Source organism: Escherichia sp. TW09308 (genome assembly GCF_000208565.1).
Classification (GTDB): Bacteria; Pseudomonadota; Gammaproteobacteria; order Enterobacterales; family Enterobacteriaceae; genus Escherichia; species Escherichia marmotae.
The window spans coordinates 2580520-2596752 of the sequence record NZ_AEME01000001.1 but is presented as its reverse complement, the minus strand read 5'-3'; the positions used below and the strand labels follow the sequence as shown (position 1 = coordinate 2596752).

Annotated in this window: 18 protein-coding genes; 13 read left to right on the top strand and 5 right to left on the bottom strand. The window is 52.3% G+C overall.

Going from position 1 to position 16233, the window contains the following annotated elements:
* Positions 1-203: 203 nt before the first annotated feature.
* From cysD to rpoS, 12 genes are all read left to right on the top strand, one after another.
* Positions 204-1112, top strand: coding sequence for a sulfate adenylyltransferase subunit CysD (cysD, locus tag ESM_RS0112420; RefSeq protein WP_001072281.1), 909 nt, complete (start codon positions 204-206; stop codon positions 1110-1112).
* 1 nt (position 1113) lies between these two features.
* Positions 1114-2541 (top strand): sulfate adenylyltransferase subunit CysN, encoded by a 1428-nt coding sequence (gene cysN / locus ESM_RS0112415; RefSeq protein WP_001090336.1) that lies wholly within the window; start codon positions 1114-1116, stop codon positions 2539-2541.
* On the top strand, positions 2541-3146 hold the full coding sequence (gene cysC, locus ESM_RS0112410; protein WP_001173652.1) for an adenylyl-sulfate kinase: 606 nt from the start codon (positions 2541-2543) through the stop codon (positions 3144-3146). The genes cysN and cysC overlap by 1 nt, the downstream gene beginning before the upstream one ends.
* A gap of 49 nt (positions 3147-3195) precedes the next feature.
* On the top strand, positions 3196-3519 hold the full coding sequence (locus ESM_RS0112405) for a DUF3561 family protein (protein WP_001246116.1): 324 nt from the start codon (positions 3196-3198) through the stop codon (positions 3517-3519).
* 193 nt (positions 3520-3712) lie between these two features.
* Complete coding sequence (ftsB, locus tag ESM_RS0112400; RefSeq protein ID WP_000517476.1) at positions 3713-4024, top strand: cell division protein FtsB; 312 nt, start codon at positions 3713-3715, stop codon at positions 4022-4024.
* A gap of 18 nt (positions 4025-4042) precedes the next feature.
* On the top strand, positions 4043-4753 hold the full coding sequence (gene ispD / locus ESM_RS0112395; RefSeq protein ID WP_000246161.1) for a 2-C-methyl-D-erythritol 4-phosphate cytidylyltransferase: 711 nt from the start codon (positions 4043-4045) through the stop codon (positions 4751-4753).
* Positions 4753-5232 carry a 2-C-methyl-D-erythritol 2,4-cyclodiphosphate synthase gene (gene ispF, locus ESM_RS0112390; protein ID WP_001219242.1) on the top strand — a complete coding sequence of 160 codons (480 nt, stop codon included), beginning with the start codon at positions 4753-4755 and terminating at the stop codon, positions 5230-5232. Before ispD ends, ispF begins: the two co-directional genes overlap by 1 nt.
* Positions 5229-6278, top strand: coding sequence for a tRNA pseudouridine(13) synthase TruD (gene truD / locus ESM_RS0112385; protein WP_000568971.1), 1050 nt, complete (start codon positions 5229-5231; stop codon positions 6276-6278). Before ispF ends, truD begins: the two co-directional genes overlap by 4 nt.
* Entirely contained in the window at positions 6259-7020 is a 762-nt protein-coding gene (gene surE, locus ESM_RS0112380) for a 5'/3'-nucleotidase SurE (protein ID WP_001516955.1), read from the top strand. The genes truD and surE overlap by 20 nt, the downstream gene beginning before the upstream one ends.
* Complete coding sequence (gene pcm, locus ESM_RS0112375; RefSeq protein ID WP_000254703.1) at positions 7014-7640, top strand: protein-L-isoaspartate O-methyltransferase; 627 nt, start codon at positions 7014-7016, stop codon at positions 7638-7640. The genes surE and pcm overlap by 7 nt, the downstream gene beginning before the upstream one ends.
* 139 nt (positions 7641-7779) lie before the next feature.
* Complete coding sequence (nlpD, locus tag ESM_RS0112370) at positions 7780-8919, top strand: murein hydrolase activator NlpD (RefSeq protein ID WP_001272575.1); 1140 nt, start codon at positions 7780-7782, stop codon at positions 8917-8919.
* A 62-nt stretch (positions 8920-8981) separates the two neighbouring features.
* Complete coding sequence (gene rpoS, locus ESM_RS0112365) at positions 8982-9974, top strand: RNA polymerase sigma factor RpoS (RefSeq protein ID WP_000081550.1); 993 nt, start codon at positions 8982-8984, stop codon at positions 9972-9974.
* 254 nt (positions 9975-10228) lie between these two features.
* On the opposite strand, the gene ESM_RS0112360 is transcribed toward rpoS, so the two are convergent.
* The 5 genes from ESM_RS0112360 to ltnD form a co-directional block, all read right to left on the bottom strand.
* Positions 10229-11593 (bottom strand): GntP family transporter, encoded by a 1365-nt coding sequence (locus ESM_RS0112360; RefSeq protein ID WP_000104436.1) that lies wholly within the window; start codon positions 11591-11593, stop codon positions 10229-10231.
* A gap of 88 nt (positions 11594-11681) precedes the next feature.
* Entirely contained in the window at positions 11682-12458 is a 777-nt protein-coding gene (locus ESM_RS0112355) for an HPr family phosphocarrier protein (RefSeq protein ID WP_001136907.1), read from the bottom strand.
* 4 nt (positions 12459-12462) lie between these two features.
* Positions 12463-13101, bottom strand: coding sequence for a 3-oxo-tetronate 4-phosphate decarboxylase (gene otnC, locus ESM_RS0112350; RefSeq protein WP_001278988.1), 639 nt, complete (start codon positions 13099-13101; stop codon positions 12463-12465).
* A complete protein-coding gene (otnK, locus tag ESM_RS0112345; protein ID WP_000590428.1) occupies positions 13098-14360 on the bottom strand; it encodes a 3-oxo-tetronate kinase in 1263 nt (420 codons plus the stop codon). Before otnK ends, otnC begins: the two co-directional genes overlap by 4 nt.
* Positions 14357-15265 carry an L-threonate dehydrogenase gene (gene ltnD / locus ESM_RS0112340; RefSeq protein WP_000847962.1) on the bottom strand — a complete coding sequence of 303 codons (909 nt, stop codon included), beginning with the start codon at positions 15263-15265 and terminating at the stop codon, positions 14357-14359. The genes otnK and ltnD overlap by 4 nt, the downstream gene beginning before the upstream one ends.
* Positions 15266-15460: 195 nt before the next feature.
* Here ltnD and ygbI point away from each other — a divergent pair, with 195 nt between their 5' ends.
* Positions 15461-16228, top strand: a complete 768-nt coding sequence (ygbI, locus tag ESM_RS0112335; protein ID WP_001516952.1) for a DNA-binding transcriptional repressor YgbI — start codon at positions 15461-15463, stop codon at positions 16226-16228.
* Positions 16229-16233 lie beyond the last annotated feature (5 nt).

The window sequence follows — 16233 nt, the reverse complement described above, 5'->3', positions numbered from 1 at the left end:
ACTGCCGCTGCGCTAAAACAATTTCAAATCTTCCTAAATGCCCGAAATCCGGAGCCTTAAGCACTTTTTGATATTAGCTTTGCCAAATCGTTATTCCGTTAAGGAACTACTCATTCTAATTGGTAATTTCATTCGCACTCTTACGCTCCCTATAGTCGGAATATCTGATGGCAAGCAAATAGCAGTATTGCAAAGGAACGGTTATGAACCAAAAACGACTGACTCACCTGCGGCAACTGGAGGCGGAAAGCATCCACATCATTCGCGAGGTGGCGGCAGAATTCTCAAATCCGGTGATGCTCTACTCCATCGGCAAAGATTCCAGCGTCATGCTACATCTGGCGCGCAAGGCGTTTTATCCAGGTTCGCTGCCTTTCCCGTTGCTGCATGTTGATACCGGCTGGAAATTCCGTGAGATGTATGAATTTCGCGATCGTACGGCAAAAGCCTACGGCTGCGAGCTGTTGGTGCATAAAAATCCAGAAGGTGTGGCGATGGGGATTAATCCATTCGTTCACGGCAGCGCCAAACACACTGACATCATGAAAACCGAAGGCCTGAAACAGGCGCTGAACAAATATGGTTTTGATGCTGCCTTCGGCGGCGCGCGCCGCGATGAAGAGAAATCCCGCGCTAAAGAACGTATCTACTCTTTCCGTGACCGTTTCCATCGCTGGGATCCGAAAAACCAGCGTCCGGAGCTGTGGCATAACTACAACGGGCAGATTAACAAAGGCGAAAGTATCCGCGTCTTCCCACTCTCTAACTGGACCGAGCAGGATATCTGGCAATACATCTGGCTGGAAAATATCGACATTGTTCCGCTGTATCTTGCTGCTGAACGTCCGGTTCTGGAACGCGACGGTATGTTGATGATGATTGATGACAACCGTATCGACCTGCAACCCGGCGAAGTGATTAAAAAACGGATGGTGCGTTTCCGTACGCTGGGCTGCTGGCCGCTGACCGGCGCAGTAGAGTCAAACGCGCAAACACTGCCCGAGATCATCGAAGAGATGCTGGTTTCCACTACCAGCGAACGTCAGGGCCGTGTGATTGACCGCGACCAGTCCGGTTCTATGGAGCTGAAAAAACGTCAGGGGTATTTTTAAGATGAACACCGCACTTGCACAACAAATCGCCAATGAAGGCGGAGTCGAAGCCTGGATGATCGCGCAACAACACAAAAGCCTGCTGCGTTTTCTGACCTGTGGCAGCGTTGATGACGGCAAAAGTACCCTGATAGGTCGCCTGTTGCACGATACCCGCCAGATCTACGAAGATCAGCTCTCATCGCTGCATAACGACAGTAAACGCCACGGCACCCAGGGTGAAAAACTGGATCTGGCGCTGCTGGTGGATGGCCTGCAGGCTGAGCGTGAACAAGGCATCACCATTGACGTGGCTTACCGTTATTTCTCCACCGAAAAACGCAAATTTATTATTGCCGACACCCCAGGGCACGAGCAGTACACCCGCAATATGGCGACCGGCGCGTCGACGTGTGATCTGGCGATCTTATTGATCGATGCCCGTAAAGGTGTGCTTGATCAAACCCGTCGTCACAGTTTTATCTCCACGCTTCTGGGGATCAAACATCTGGTAGTGGCGATCAACAAGATGGATCTGGTGGATTACAGCGAAGAAACGTTCACCCGCATTCGTGAAGATTATCTGACCTTTGCCGGGCAACTGCCGGGCAATCTGGATATCCGCTTTGTGCCGCTCTCCGCGCTGGAAGGCGATAATGTTGCTTCGCAAAGTGAAAGTATGCCGTGGTACAGCGGCCCGACACTGCTGGAAGTGCTGGAAACCGTTGAGATTCAGCGAGTGGTTGATGACCAGCCAATGCGCTTCCCAGTGCAGTACGTTAACCGCCCGAATCTTGATTTTCGAGGCTACGCAGGAACGCTGGCCTCTGGCAGCGTGAAAGTCGGGCAACATGTCAAAGTGCTCCCCTCTGGTGTTGAGTCAAATATTGCGCGGATCGTCACGTTTGATGGCGATCGCGAAGACGCCTTTGCCGGAGAAGCGATCACCCTGGTGCTGACGGATGAGATCGACATCAGTCGTGGCGATTTGCTGCTGGCAGCAGATGAAGCGTTGTCGACGGTGCAGAGCGCGTCAGTGGATGTGGTATGGATGGCGGAACAACCGCTTTCCCCAGGGCAGAGTTACGACATCAAAATTGCCGGGAAGAAGACGCGTGCTCGTGTTGATGACATTCATTATCAGATTGATATTAATAACCTTAACCAGCGTGAAGTTGAAAATCTGCCGCTGAACGGCATTGGTCTGGTGGATCTCACTTTTGATGAGCCGCTAGTGTTAGATCGTTATCAACAAAATCCGGTAACTGGTGGGCTGATTTTTATCGATCGCCTGAGCAACGTGACCGTTGGTGCCGGTATGGTGCATGAGCCGAAAAATGAGGCTGCCGTTGCGCCATCAGAATTTAGCGCATTTGAGCTGGAACTGAATGCGTTGGTACGTCGCCACTTCCCACACTGGGGCGCGCGCGATTTGCTGGGAGGTAAATAATGGCGCTGCATGACGAAAACGTCGTCTGGCATAGCCATCCGGTGACTCCACAACAGCGCGAGCAACACCACGGGCATCGTGGTGTTGTGTTGTGGTTTACCGGCCTCTCTGGTTCAGGGAAATCGACAGTTGCCGGGGCGCTGGAGGAGGCGCTGCATAAACTTGGCGTCAGCACGTATTTGCTGGATGGCGACAACGTTCGCCACGGTTTATGCAGCGATCTCGGTTTTAGCGATGCCGATCGTAAAGAAAATATCCGTCGGGTTGGCGAAGTGGCGAATTTAATGGTTGAAGCCGGTCTGGTAGTGCTGACTGCGTTTATCTCACCACATCGCGCTGAACGTCAGATGGTTCGCGAACGTGTAGGAGAAGGGCGGTTTATCGAAGTGTTTGTCGATACGCCGTTGGCGATTTGTGAAGCTCGCGATCCAAAAGGTTTATATAAAAAAGCGCGTGCCGGTGAACTGCGTAACTTTACGGGGATAGATGCCGTTTACGAAGCGCCTGAATCAGCAGAAATTCATCTCAATGGTGAACAATTGGTAACAAATTTGGTTCAGCAATTATTAGATCTACTGAGACAGAACGATATTATCAGATCCTGAGACACCGCCGGGTTTACATGCCCGGTTCGTCAAAGTAACAGGATCCGATATGCGTAATAGCCATAACATTACACTAACAAATAGCGAAAGCCTTACCGAAGATGAAGAAACCACATGGTCGCTGTCAGGGGCCGTGGTCGGTTTTGTCTCCTGGCTGTGCGCGCTGGCGATACCGATGTTGATTTATGGCTCTAACACGCTGTTCTTCTTTATCTATACCTGGCCTTTCTTTCTGGCGCTGATGCCCGTCGCGGTGGTGGTGGGTATTGCGCTGCATTCATTGATGGACGGAAAGCTACGCTACAGCATTGTTTTCACCCTGGTGACAGTCGGCATTATGTTTGCCGCACTGTTTATGTGGTTGCTGGGCTAATTTGTTCTTTCCCGTCTGGTCTGTTCATAATTCAAACCGTAACCAATAATGAGATTATGTTCTGCACGCCCTGGGTATACGTAACAATGGACAAATGTGGTACATTTGCCCGCGTTGTCGCGGTATCCCCAACAGAGGATGTAGAGTCGTCTTCGGATGCATGGGATGATGATGCCGTTTTTCAGGGGGCAGGATGGGTAAACTAACGCTGCTGTTGCTGGCTATTCTGGTCTGGCTACAGTATTCGCTGTGGTTCGGTAAGAACGGTATACATGACTATACCCGCGTCAATGACGATGTGGCGGCACAGCAAGCTACAAACGCGAAACTTAAAGCGCGAAACGATCAGCTTTTTGCCGAAATTGACGATCTCAATGGCGGCCAGGAGGCGCTCGAAGAGCGTGCGCGTAATGAACTCAGCATGACCAGGCCGGGCGAAACTTTTTATCGTCTGGTGCCTGACGCGTCGAAGCGCGCGCAGTCTGCGGGGCAAAACAATCGATAAATCAGCTCAGGAATTAACATGGCAACCACTCATTTGGATGTTTGCGCCGTGGTTCCGGCGGCCGGATTTGGCCGCCGAATGCAAACGGAATGTCCTAAGCAATATCTCTCAATAGGTAATCAAACCATTCTTGAACACTCGGTGTATGCGCTCCTGGCGCATCCCCGGGTGACGCGTGTCGTCATTGCAATAAGCCCGGGCGATAGTCGTTTTGCACAACTTTCTCTGGCGAATCATCCGCAAATCACTGTTGTTGATGGTGGTGAAGAGCGTGCCGATTCTGTGCTGGCAGGACTGAAAGCTGCTGGCGACGCGCAGTGGGTGTTGGTGCATGACGCCGCTCGTCCTTGCCTGCATCAGGATGATCTTGCACGGCTGTTAACTCTGAGCGAAACCAGCCGCACGGGGGGGATTCTTGCCGCTCCGGTGCGCGATACCATGAAACGCGCCGAACCTGATAAAAATGCCATTGCACATACCGTTGATCGCAACGGTTTATGGCACGCGCTGACGCCGCAATTTTTCCCTCGAGAGCTGTTATATGACTGCCTGACGCGTGCTTTAAATGAAGGCGCAACCATTACCGATGAAGCCTCGGCGCTGGAATATTGCGGTTTTCATCCGCAGCTTGTCGAAGGCCGTGCGGATAACATTAAAGTCACGCGCCCGGAAGATTTGGCGCTTGCTGAATTTTACCTCACCCGAACCATCCATCAGGAGAATACATAATGCGAATTGGACACGGTTTTGATGTACACGCCTTTGGTGGCGAAGGCCCAATTATCATTGGTGGCGTGCGCATTCCTTACGAAAAAGGGCTGTTGGCGCATTCTGATGGCGACGTGGCGCTGCATGCGCTGACCGATGCACTACTTGGTGCCGCGGCGCTGGGGGATATCGGCAAGCTGTTTCCGGATACCGATCCGGCATTTAAAGGTGCCGATAGCCGCGAGCTGCTACGCGAAGCCTGGCGACGCATTCAGGCGAAGGGGTATACCCTCGGCAACGTTGATGTCACTATCATCGCTCAGGCACCGAAGATGTTGCCGCACATTCCACAAATGCGCGTGTTTATTGCCGAAGATCTCGGCTGCCATATGGATGATGTTAACGTGAAAGCCACCACCACGGAAAAACTTGGATTTACCGGACGTGGGGAAGGGATTGCCTGTGAAGCGGTGGCGCTACTCATTAAGGCAACAAAATGATTGAGTTTGATAATCTCACTTACCTCCACGGCAAACCGCAAGGCACCGGGCTGCTGAAAGCCAACCCGGAAGACTTTGTGGTGGTGGAAGATTTAGGCTTTGAGCCTGATGGTGAAGGTGAGCATATTCTGGTGCGGGTGCTTAAAAACGGTTGCAATACCCGGTTTGTGGCGGACGCACTGGCAAAATTCCTGAAAATTCATGCTCGTGAAGTCAGCTTCGCGGGGCAGAAAGACAAACATGCCGTTACGGAACAGTGGTTATGCGCGCGTGTACCGGGCAAAGAAATGCCTGATCTGAGTGCGTTTCAACTGGAAGGTTGCCAGGTGTTGGAGTATGCGCGGCACAAGCGTAAGCTGCGTTTAGGGGCGCTGAAAGGTAACGCCTTTACCCTGGTGCTACGCGAAGTGAGCAATCGCGATGACGTTGAACAGCGTCTGATCGATATTTGCGTGAAAGGTGTACCGAACTACTTTGGTGCGCAACGTTTTGGTATTGGCGGCAGTAACTTGCAGGGGGCGCTGCGCTGGGCGCAAACGAATACTCCGGTGCGCGATCGCAATAAACGCAGTTTTTGGTTGTCGGCAGCCCGTAGTGCGTTGTTTAATCAGATTGTTGCTGAGCGCCTCAAAAAAGCGGACGTTAATCAAGTTGTTGACGGCGATGCGCTACAATTAGCCGGGCGTGGTAGCTGGTTTGTTGCTACTAACGATGAAATGGCGGAATTACAGCGTCGCGTCAACGATAAAGAGCTGATGATTACTGCTGCTTTGCCCGGTAGCGGCGAGTGGGGAACCCAGCGTGAGGCGCTGGCATTCGAACAAGCGGCGGTTGCCGACGAAACTGAATTGCAAGCATTACTGGTACGCGAAAAAGTAGACGCCGCGCGCAGAGCGATGCTGTTATATCCACAACAATTAAGCTGGAACTGGTGGGATGACGTCACCGTAGAAATCCGTTTCTGGCTTCCGGCGGGAAGTTTTGCAACCAGCGTTGTCAGGGAACTTATCAACACAACAGGTGATTATGCGCATATTGCTGAGTAATGATGACGGGGTACATGCACCCGGTATACAAACGCTGGCGAAAGCCTTGCGTGAGTTTGCTGACGTTCAGGTGGTTGCCCCCGATCGTAACCGCAGCGGCGCTTCAAATTCTCTGACACTGGAATCCTCCCTGCGCACGTTTACCTTTGAAAATGGTGATATCGCCGTGCAAATGGGAACCCCGACCGATTGTGTATATCTTGGTGTGAATGCACTGATGCGTCCGCGTCCGGATATTGTGGTTTCGGGCATTAACGCCGGGCCGAATCTGGGTGATGATGTTATCTATTCCGGTACGGTGGCAGCCGCGATGGAAGGCCGTCATTTAGGTTTTCCAGCGCTGGCCGTCTCGCTTGACGGGCATAAGCATTATGACACTGCTGCGGCGGTAACCTGTTCTATTTTGCGCGCACTGTGCAAAGAGCCGCTGCGCACCGGGCGTATTCTCAATATTAACGTCCCGGATTTACCGCTGGATCAGATTAAAGGTATCCGCGTCACTCGCTGCGGTACACGACATCCGGCAGATCAAGTTATCCCGCAACAGGATCCGCGCGGTAATACGCTGTACTGGATTGGCCCGCCGGGCGGTAAGTGCGATGCCGGTCCGGGGACTGATTTTGCTGCGGTAGATGAAGGCTATGTCTCCATCACGCCGCTGCATGTAGATTTAACCGCGCACAACGCGCAAGATGTGGTTTCAGACTGGTTAAACAGCGTGGGAGTTGGCACGCAATGGTAAGCAGACGCGTACAAGCACTTCTGGATCAATTACGTGCGCAAGGTATTCAGGATGAGCAGGTGTTGAACGCACTTGCCGCCGTGCCGCGTGAAAAATTCATTGATGAAGCGTTTGAACAAAAAGCCTGGGACAATATCGCGTTGCCGATAGGTCAGGGGCAGACAATTTCGCAGCCGTACATGGTGGCGCGAATGACCGAATTACTCGAACTGACGCCGCAGTCGCGGGTGCTGGAAATCGGCACCGGTTCGGGCTATCAAACGGCAATCCTGGCACATCTTGTCCAGCATGTATGTTCGGTTGAACGGATTAAAGGATTGCAGTGGCAGGCGCGTCGCCGCCTGAAAAATCTTGATTTACATAATGTTTCAACCCGTCACGGCGATGGATGGCAAGGTTGGCAAGCACGTGCGCCGTTTGACGCTATCATTGTAACGGCAGCACCGCCCGAAATTCCTACTGCACTAATGACGCAACTGGATGAAGGCGGGATTCTCGTCTTGCCGGTAGGGGAAGAGCACCAGTATTTGAAGCGGGTGCGTCGTCGCGGGGGCGAATTTATTATCGATACCGTAGAGGCCGTGCGCTTTGTTCCCTTAGTGAAGGGGGAGCTGGCTTAAAGTGCGAGGAAATACCTGGAATTTTCCTGGTTATTTTGCAGCAGGTCAGCGTATCGTGAACATCTTTTCCAGTGTTCAGTAGGGTGCCTTGCACGGTAATTATGTCACTGGTTATTAATCAATTTTTCCTGGGGGATAAATGAGCGCGGGAAGCCCAAAATTCACCGTTCGCCGTATTGCGGCTTTGTCACTGGTTTCGCTATGGTTGGCTGGCTGTTCTGACACATCGAATCCACCGGCACCAGTTAGTTCCGTTAACGGCAATGCACCTGCAAATACCAATTCAGGTATGTTGATTACGCCACCGCCGAAAATGGGGACGACGTCTAAAACGCAGCAACCGCAAATTCAGCCGGTACAGCAGCCACAAATTCAATCTACGCAACAACCACAAATCCAGCCGGTGCAGCCTGTCACTCAGCAACCGGTGCAAATGGAAAATGGGCGTATCGTCTACAACCGTCAGTACGGGAATATTCCGAAAGGCAGTTATAGCGGTAGTACTTATACCGTGAAAAAAGGCGACACACTTTTCTATATTGCCTGGATCACCGGTAACGATTTCCGCGATCTCGCCCAACGTAATAATATTGAGGCACCATACGCGTTGAACGTAGGTCAGACTTTACAGGTTGGCAATGCTTCTGGCACGCCAATCACTGGCGGAAATGCCATTACCCAGGCGGATGCAGCAGAGCAAGGAGTTGTGATCAAGCCTGCACAAAATTCCACCGTTGCTGTTGCGTCGCAACCGACAATTACGTATTCTGAATCTTCGGGTGAACAGAGTGCTAACAAAATGTTGCCGAACAACAAGCCAACTGCGACCACGGTCACAGCGCCTGTAACTGTACCAACAGCAAGCACAACCGAGCCGACTGTCAGCAGTACATCAACCAGTACGCCGATTTCCACCTGGCGCTGGCCAACTGAGGGCAAAGTGATTGAAACCTTTGGCGCTTCTGAGGGAGGCAACAAGGGGATTGATATCGCAGGTAGCAAAGGACAGGCAATTATCGCGACCGCAGATGGCCGCGTTGTTTATGCCGGTAATGCGCTGCGCGGCTACGGTAATCTGATTATCATCAAACATAATGATGATTACCTGAGTGCCTACGCCCATAACGACACAATGCTGGTCCGGGAACAACAAGAAGTGAAGGCGGGGCAAAAAATAGCAACCATGGGTAGCACCGGAACCAGTTCAACACGATTGCATTTTGAAATTCGTTACAAGGGGAAATCCGTAAACCCGCTGCGTTATTTACCGCAGCGATAATTCGGCGGAACCAGGCTTTTGCTTGAGCGTTCCGTCAAGGGATCACGGGTAGGAGCCACCTTATGAGTCAGAATACGCTGAAAGTTCATGATTTAAATGAAGATGCGGAATTTGATGAGAACGGAGTTGAGGTTTTTGACGAAAAGGCCTTAGTTGAAGAGGAACCCAGTGATAACGATTTGGCCGAAGAGGAGCTGTTATCGCAGGGTGCCACACAGCGTGTGCTGGACGCGACTCAGCTTTACCTTGGTGAGATTGGTTATTCGCCACTGTTAACGGCCGAAGAAGAAGTTTATTTTGCGCGTCGCGCACTGCGTGGAGATGTCGCCTCCCGCCGCCGGATGATCGAGAGTAACTTGCGTCTGGTGGTAAAAATTGCCCGCCGTTATGGCAATCGTGGTCTGGCGTTGCTGGATCTTATCGAAGAGGGTAACCTGGGGCTGATCCGCGCGGTTGAGAAGTTTGACCCGGAACGTGGTTTCCGCTTCTCAACATACGCAACATGGTGGATTCGCCAGACGATCGAACGGGCGATTATGAACCAAACCCGTACGATTCGTTTGCCGATCCACATCGTAAAGGAGCTGAACGTTTACCTGCGAACCGCACGTGAGTTGTCCCATAAGCTGGATCACGAACCGAGCGCGGAAGAAATCGCAGAGCAACTGGATAAGCCAGTTGATGACGTCAGCCGTATGCTTCGTCTTAACGAGCGCATTACCTCGGTAGACACCCCGCTGGGTGGTGATTCCGAAAAAGCGTTGCTGGACATCCTGGCCGACGAAAAAGAGAACGGTCCGGAAGACACCACGCAAGATGACGATATGAAGCAGAGCATCGTCAAATGGCTGTTCGAACTGAACGCCAAGCAGCGTGAAGTGCTGGCACGTCGATTCGGTTTGCTGGGGTATGAAGCGGCAACACTGGAAGATGTAGGTCGTGAAATAGGCCTCACACGAGAACGTGTTCGCCAGATTCAGGTTGAAGGCCTGCGCCGTCTGCGTGAGATTTTGCAGACTCAGGGGCTGAATATCGAAGCGCTGTTCCGCGAATAAGCAAGCATCTGTCAGAAAGGCCAGTCTCATATGAGGCTGGCCTTTTTCTTTTGTTTGGGGGGGGTATTTTGTCGCCTGGATAAGATGCGACAGCGTCGCATCCGGCAATCAGCACCCTATGTGTTCATCATCTTGCGCACCAGTCGCATAAACAACACCTGCTCTTCTCTACTCAAACGCCCCAAAAATTCATCATCCACGCGGTTACCAATGGGATCGCCGCAGCAAGTACCCATCGAACCTTTTCGCTAAGGTTAAATTACTGCCCACACGCACCAGGTGATTAAGAATCCGGTAAAACCGAGGATGGTCGTTAACACTGTCCAGGTTTTCAGACCATCTGCCACCGATAAACCCAGATATTTGGTGACGATCCAGAAACCGGAGTCGTTAATGTGCGATGCGCCAAGCCCACCAAAGCAGGCCGCCAGTGTCACCAGTACGCACTGAATCGGATTCAGCCCCACAACCGCTTCTGAAAGCAGTCCGCCTGTTGTCAGGATTGCTACGGTTGCCGAACCCTGCGATGCACGCAGCGCCAGTGAAATAATAAATGCCGCAGGCAACAGAGGCAGGTCAATCATTTGTAGCATGTTGGCAAGAGCCTTACCGACGCCAGATTCCACCAGCACTTTGCCGAACACCCCACCAGCTCCAGTAACCAGAATAACTACCGCCGCAGTGGGAAGGGCTGAGCCCATAATATCGCTGGTGTGTTGCAGGCTCCAGCCGCGACGTAAGGCCAATAACCAGAACGCCAGTACCAGCGCAATCATCAATGCTACCATCGGTGAGCCGAGCAGTTGCAACGTACCAAGCAGGGGATGCGAGGCTGGCATTAGTGTTGCCGAAACCGTACCCGCCATAATAATCGCGATAGGGATAACAATTAGCGAGGTGACCAGCGCTACGCCTGGCGGATTTATTTTATCGCTTAATTTTGTTGCGTTTCCCTCACTGGCTGGAGCCAGTTGCATCTGCTCCAGTACTTCCACCGACATCGCATATTGGCGCTTATTGATTATTTTCGCTGCAAAATAGCCGACAATGCCCACTGGAATAGAAATCGCAATACCGATTATGGTCAGCCAGCCGATGTCTGCGTGAAGGAGTCCCGCTGCGGCGACGGGGCCAGGATGTGGCGGCACAGCTACGTGAACGGTCAGCATGATCCCAGCAACAGGCAGACCAAATTTAAGCGGTGATATTTTTGCAACCTTGGCAAAGCCATAAATGATTGGCGCAAGAATAATAAAGCCGACATCAAAGAAGACGGGGATGCCGAGGAAGAATGCTGCCAGAGTCAGTGCGGCGATTGTTCGTTTATCCCCTAACTTGCGGCTGAAATAATTGGCCAGTGATTCTGCGCCGCCAGAGTGCTCGATCATGCGTCCCAGCATAGCGCCAAGGCCGATGATAATGGTGACGGAGCCAAGCACGCCACCCATCCCGGCGATCATCACTTTACCTACTTCGCCAGCCGGGATACCCGCTGCAAGTGCGACTAACAGGCTGACGAGAAGCAGCGCGACGAATGGTTGTACCTTTGCCTTGATGACCAGCAGCAACAGCATGATTACGCCAGCTAACGCAATGCATAACAATGTAATTGTGGACATGGAAAACCCTGTCTGAAAGTTATAGTTAACCTACCCCATCCGTAGATGGGGGGATGTATGGGTACGTTGTAATTATGGATTTAGCGAATTAGCGCCAGGCGTCAAACCAGCCAAGCCCTTCTTCGGTGAGGCCGCGGGGTTTGTATTCACAACCGATCCAACCCTGATATCCCACCTTATCGAACAGGCGAAACAGCCACGGATAATTGATCTCGCCATCGTCTGGTTCATGTCGGTCAGGCAGTCCGGCAATTTGCACGTGGGCATATTTCCCAGCGTAATCGCGGATTAAATGCGTCAGGTCGCCATCTACTTTTTGCGCATGGAAGGTATCCAACTGAATAAACACATTATCGCGAGCGACCTCTTCAACAATTGCCAGTGCCTGATACTGACTGGAGAAGAGATAACCAGGTTTAACGGCTGGGCTGAGTGCTTCAACCAAAACTCGCTTGCCGTGCGGCGCAAAGCTATCGGCAGCGTAGCGGAGATTATCGATAAACACTGCCCGATACCGTTCAGCGTCTTCGCCTGCGGGCACTACTCCTGCCATCACATGAACTTGTTCGCAATTGAGCGCCAGCGCATATTCCAGAGCCAGATCGATGTCCGCGCGAGCTTCGTGCTCACGTCCGGGAAGGGCGGATAATCCCCATTCACCCGCATTAACATCCCCAGGAGCGGTATTGAACAGCGCCAGCGTCAGATGGTTTTGCGCCAGTTGTTGCTGGATTTGCTGGATGGAATAGTCATAGGGAAACAGAAATTCCACGGCATCAAAACCAGCTTTTCGCGCTGCGGCGAAGCGTTCAATAAAAGGCACTTCGGTGAACATCATGGATAAATTAGCTGCAAAACGAGGCATTGCATTAACTCCTTAATTCCGCAATTTCATCTGCGGTCAGATAGCGGATCGGGCGGTCGCTGAGAATAAAAATCAGCCTAGCCGTTTCCTCCAGCTCTTCCATATTGTTGGCAGCTTCTTGCAGGCTTTCACCGCAAACCACTGGGCCATGATTTGCTAACAAAAAGGCCTGATGATTTGCTGCCAGTTCCGCCAGATCCTGTGCGATGCGTTTATCGCCCGGGCGATAATAGGGCACCAACGGGACGTTCCCCATCCGCATCACCACGTACGGTGTGAACGGACGAATAACGTTACTGCTGTCCAGCCCTTGAAGGCAGGAAAGTGCCGTCGACCACGTACTGTGCAAATGCACGACAGCTTTACAGCGCGGATTATTGCGATACAGCGCCAGATGAAAGAGCACTTCTTTTGAGGGTTTGTCACCACTTAGCCATTCGCCATCCGCGGTGACTTTGGAAAGCCGCTGCGGATCGAGATTACCCAGGCATGAACCTGTCGGCGTTGCCAGTAAATTCCCGTCAGGCAAAAGCAGCGACAGATTGCCAGCCGAACCGGTGGCATAGCCGCGCTGAAAGAACGAACTGGCAATCCGCGTCATCTCTTCTCGCAAAGACTGCTCTGCTTTTGCGAAATCGCTCATGGTAGAAACTCTCTTTGGGCTCGTGAAAAAAAGGCTTCGTCACCGAAATTGCCGGATTTAAGGGCCAGTGAGACAGGTTTATCCAGTGCGTTAACCCACGGCACACCGGGGGAAATTGTTGGGCCAATATGGAACCCTTTTATGCCCAGACTCTGCGTGACCACTCCGGAAGTTTCACCGCCTGCGACAATAAAACGCGTTACACCTTCCGCCGCTAACCTGGCAGCCAGTAGCGAAAACAGCGCTTCCACTGCCTGGCTGGCTTTTTGTGCGCCATATTGCTGTTGAATAGCGGCCAGCGCGTCGGTGCTGGCGGTGGCAAAAACCAGCGGAGCAAGTTCACTTTCCTGACTCAGAACCCATTTCGCCAGTTCGTGTGTATAAGCGACCAGTGTTTCTGTTGTGAGACAACGTGCCACATCAACTTCACGGGCTGGCGCAATCTGACGGTAATGTGCCACCTGGCAATTGGTCATTTGTGAGCATGAACCGGAGAGCACTACGCCGCGCCCTGCGAGTGGACGCCCTGCTTCGCGTGCCTGGTTACCGTTTTCTTGCGCCCACTGCCGGGCCAGACCTATCGCAAGGCCAGAACCGCCGGTTACTAATGGGGCATCACGCAAGGCTTCACCCTGAATTTCCAGATGGCGTTCGGTCAGGGCATCAAGCACCGCGTAGCGATAGCCCTCTTGCTGTAAACGGGCCAGTTCCTGACGCATGGCTTCCACACCTTTTTCGAGAATATGCGCCGAAACGACGCCGCAGCGCCCTGTGGATTGTGCTTCAACCAGACGCGGAAGGTAGCTGTCAGTCATAGGATTTACTGGATGATGCCGCATCCCGGATTCGGCCAGCAGTTGATTTATCACGAACAAATAACCCTGATAAACCGTGCGCCCGTTGACTGGCAGAGCCGGGGAAAAGACCGTAAACGGCGTGTCGAGTGCATCCATTAATGCATCAGTCACCGGGCCGATATTGCCTTTCTCAGTACTGTCGAAAGTGGAGCAGTATTTGAAGTAGACTTGTTTGCAACCTTGTTGTTGCAACCAGCGCAGAGCCGCCAGCGATTGCTGTGTGGCTTCTGCCACCGGGCAGGAGCGAGTTTTCAGACTGATCACAACGGCATCGATTGCTTCCGGCATTTCCCCTGTCGGGACACCGTTGATTTGTACCGTTGGCAGACTATTTTCCACCAGAAAACTGGCGATATCCGTCGCGCCGGTAAAATCATCAGCGATAACGCCAATCTTGATCATGATTTCGCTCCCGGTAGAGTGATGCCAGAGAAAATCTTGATGACTGCGCTGTCGTCTTCTTTTCCGTAACCTGCGTTGCTGGCGCTGGTGAACATATTCAACGCTGTTGAGGCCAACGGCAGCGGAAAGTGCAGGGCTTTAGCGGTATCAGCAACCAGCCCGAGATCCTTCACAAAAATATCTACGGCAGAATGCGGGGTGTAATCGCCATCCACCACATGGCGCATCCGGTTTTCGAACATCCACGAATTTCCGGCGGCATTGGTTACGACGTCATACATTACATCCAGTGGGATCCCCGCACGGGCAGCAAGCGCCATCGCTTCGGCCCCGGCAGCAATATGCACGCCAGCTAACAACTGGTGGATAATTTTTACTGTCGAACCCAGACCCGGCTCTGCACCAATGCGATAAACTTTTCCGGCGACGGCTTCCAGCACGGGGGTCAGGCGTTCAAAGGCAAGATCACTACCGGAGGCCATAACGGTCATTTCACCGTTAGCGGCTTTTACCGCGCCACCAGAAACTGGCGCATCCAGCATTTCCAGATCGAACGCAGCCAGAGCAGTGGCAATTTCCTGCGCATCAGCACTGGCGATAGTGGAAGAAACCATTACAGCCGTGCCGGGTTTCAGATGCTGTGCAACGCCTTTATCACCAAACAGTACTTGTTTGACCTGGGCCGCATTTACCACCAGCACCAGCAGAGCATCCAGTTTTTCGGCAAACGTCGCGGCGTTATCGGAAACCCCGCAAGCGCCAGCCTCTTTCAGCGTAGCGCAGGCATTGGCGTTCAGGTCTGCGCCCCAGGTAGAAAGACCCGCGCGGACACACGACAGCGCCGCTCCCATCCCCATTGACCCTAAACCAACGATACCGACATGAAACTCAGATCCCGTTTTCATCTGCTCTCCTTGTTAATTTAAGTGATATTTTGTTTGATGTTGTGAATATAAGCGCCAGGCGATAACGATATGGTGAGCTGATTCACAAAAATTAACATGGTGTGTTATTTTATGTGAACTAAGCGATAGTTGCGTTGCGCACGTTTCGCAGGCAAATAGCGTAGAATGTCCGCAGGACAAAGGAAGGAGCAAAAGTTGATACCCGTAGAGCGTCGCCAAATCATCCTTGAGATGGTAGCTGAAAAAGGCATTGTCAGTATTGCTGAACTGACGGACAGAATGAATGTGTCACATATGACCATTCGTCGGGATTTGCAAAAACTGGAGCAGCAGGGCGCTGTTGTGTTGGTGTCCGGAGGTGTCCAGTCGCCGGGACGTGTGGCGCATGAACCTTCTCACCAGGTAAAAACTGCGCTGGCAATGACGCAAAAAGCGGCTATTGGCAAGCTGGCGGCAAGTCTCGTTCAGCCGGGGAGTTGTATCTATCTGGATGCGGGAACGACCACGTTAGCGATTGCACAGCATTTGATTCACATGGAGCCACTCACTGTAGTCACCAACGATTTCGTTATCGCAAACTACTTGCTCGACAACAGTAATTGCACAATTATTCACACTGGTGGTGCAGTTTGTCGGGAAAACCGTTCCTGTGTCGGAGAAGCCGCCGCGACCATGCTGCGCAGCTTGATGATTGATCAGGCTTTTATTTCTGCATCGTCATGGAGTGTGCGGGGGATCTCTACGCCAGCGGAAGATAAAGTCACGGTGAAACGGGCGATTGCCAGTGCCAGTCGCCAGCGGATTCTGGTCTGTGATGCCACGAAATATGGTCAGGTGGCGACATGGCTGGCGTTACCGTTAAGTGAGTTTGATCAGATCATTACTGACGGCGGTCTGCCGGAAAGCGCCAGCCGCACGCTGGCGAAGCTTGATCTCTCTTTGCTGGTGGCGAAAAACGAATAATGGCC

Excerpts from the sequence above, each read along its gene's own strand:
- cysD (WP_001072281.1), top strand. The coding sequence starts at position 204 with ATGAACCAAAAACGACTGACTCACCTGCGGCAACTGGAGGCGGAAAGC.
- cysN (WP_001090336.1), top strand. The coding sequence starts at position 1,114 with ATGAACACCGCACTTGCACAACAAATCGCCAATGAAGGCGGAGTCGAA.
- cysC (WP_001173652.1), top strand. The coding sequence starts at position 2,541 with ATGGCGCTGCATGACGAAAACGTCGTCTGGCATAGCCATCCGGTGACT.
- ESM_RS0112405 (WP_001246116.1), top strand. The coding sequence starts at position 3,196 with ATGCGTAATAGCCATAACATTACACTAACAAATAGCGAAAGCCTTACC.
- ftsB (WP_000517476.1), top strand. The coding sequence starts at position 3,713 with ATGGGTAAACTAACGCTGCTGTTGCTGGCTATTCTGGTCTGGCTACAG.
- ispD (WP_000246161.1), top strand. The coding sequence starts at position 4,043 with ATGGCAACCACTCATTTGGATGTTTGCGCCGTGGTTCCGGCGGCCGGA.
- ispF (WP_001219242.1), top strand. The coding sequence starts at position 4,753 with ATGCGAATTGGACACGGTTTTGATGTACACGCCTTTGGTGGCGAAGGC.
- truD (WP_000568971.1), top strand. The coding sequence starts at position 5,229 with ATGATTGAGTTTGATAATCTCACTTACCTCCACGGCAAACCGCAAGGC.
- surE (WP_001516955.1), top strand. The coding sequence starts at position 6,259 with ATGCGCATATTGCTGAGTAATGATGACGGGGTACATGCACCCGGTATA.
- pcm (WP_000254703.1), top strand. The coding sequence starts at position 7,014 with ATGGTAAGCAGACGCGTACAAGCACTTCTGGATCAATTACGTGCGCAA.
- nlpD (WP_001272575.1), top strand. The coding sequence starts at position 7,780 with ATGAGCGCGGGAAGCCCAAAATTCACCGTTCGCCGTATTGCGGCTTTG.
- rpoS (WP_000081550.1), top strand. The coding sequence starts at position 8,982 with ATGAGTCAGAATACGCTGAAAGTTCATGATTTAAATGAAGATGCGGAA.
- ESM_RS0112360 (WP_000104436.1), bottom strand. The coding sequence starts at position 11,593 with ATGTCCACAATTACATTGTTATGCATTGCGTTAGCTGGCGTAATCATG.
- ESM_RS0112355 (WP_001136907.1), bottom strand. The coding sequence starts at position 12,458 with ATGCCTCGTTTTGCAGCTAATTTATCCATGATGTTCACCGAAGTGCCT.
- otnC (WP_001278988.1), bottom strand. The coding sequence starts at position 13,101 with ATGAGCGATTTCGCAAAAGCAGAGCAGTCTTTGCGAGAAGAGATGACG.
- otnK (WP_000590428.1), bottom strand. The coding sequence starts at position 14,360 with ATGATCAAGATTGGCGTTATCGCTGATGATTTTACCGGCGCGACGGAT.
- ltnD (WP_000847962.1), bottom strand. The coding sequence starts at position 15,265 with ATGAAAACGGGATCTGAGTTTCATGTCGGTATCGTTGGTTTAGGGTCA.